We start from the raw sequence: 964 nt of genomic DNA on the forward strand, positions 1-964 counted from the left end.
CGTTATTGTCTCCGGTATTACACCAAGTGAAGCTGACGCCAGTTGGTTAGATGTTCGTCAGGATGATACAGATTCCAATGGTTTAGGGATCTATACGGTAGAAATTAATAGTGCAGCGATTCCAGTAAACACCTTTAAGAAAGGTAGTTTGATCATAGAATATCAAATAAATGATGGTGCGGTGCAAACTGCATCGCTTGATGTAATCGCATCGAATACTATTTCTGGTAACGAATCGGTCGGTAATCTTTATATATCGCTTATTGCCTTAGATGAGGTTTTGAACGCTTTGCCAGAAGAACCTATTTTTGCTACATCTACCGTGGCAGGATCTTTGTCTGACGGTGTATACAGCTATCGCTTTGAGAATATCCCGGTCGGCGAGTATTTTGTTAGAGCAAGTACCAATAATGATGGCGATGAGCGCTCATTTGACGATGGAGAAGCAAAAGGAATCTATCCGAATTACTACTCGTTCGAGACCTTAAACGCAAATCGGGAAGTGATCAGTGGCATTGACTTTAGTGTTCAGTTCTTTGAATCAAATATCGAGGCTCTCGATGTGCTTGAGATTGGTGCGAGTCACTACCCCTTAGACTTAAGTGAAGACTAGGTATTGGCAGCCTCTCTATTCTCGGTTAAGCTTCACTAAATAAAATCCCTCCTCATTAATAGCAGCATAAGAAGTATATGGCAGACAATAACTCATCTCCGAAGCAATATAACGCCGACTCAATCGAAGTACTAAGTGGTTTGGACCCGGTTAAGAAAAGACCGGGGATGTATACTGAAACCACTCGGCCCAATCACCTTGCTCAGGAAGTAATCGATAACAGTGTCGATGAAGCGCTTGCGGGTCACGCCAGTAAAATTGATGTTGTATTGTATGAAGATGGTTCTTTGTCAGTTGCCGATAACGGGCGCGGGATGCCCGTAGATATTCACTCTGAAGAAGGTGTACCAG

2 protein-coding genes are annotated in these 964 nt (G+C 42.9%); both read left to right on the forward strand.

Annotation, left to right across the window (positions count from 1 at the left end):
* On the forward strand, positions 1–613 hold a 613-nt coding region (locus A3761_RS28140), incomplete at its 5' end, for a hypothetical protein (RefSeq protein ID WP_197473206.1).
* Between the two features lie 77 nt (positions 614–690).
* Positions 691–964, forward strand: a 274-nt coding sequence (locus tag A3761_RS23470; protein WP_231881297.1) for an ATP-binding protein, incomplete at its 3' end; no start/stop codon positions are given.

It is taken from the genome of Oleiphilus sp. HI0123 (assembly GCF_001635315.1).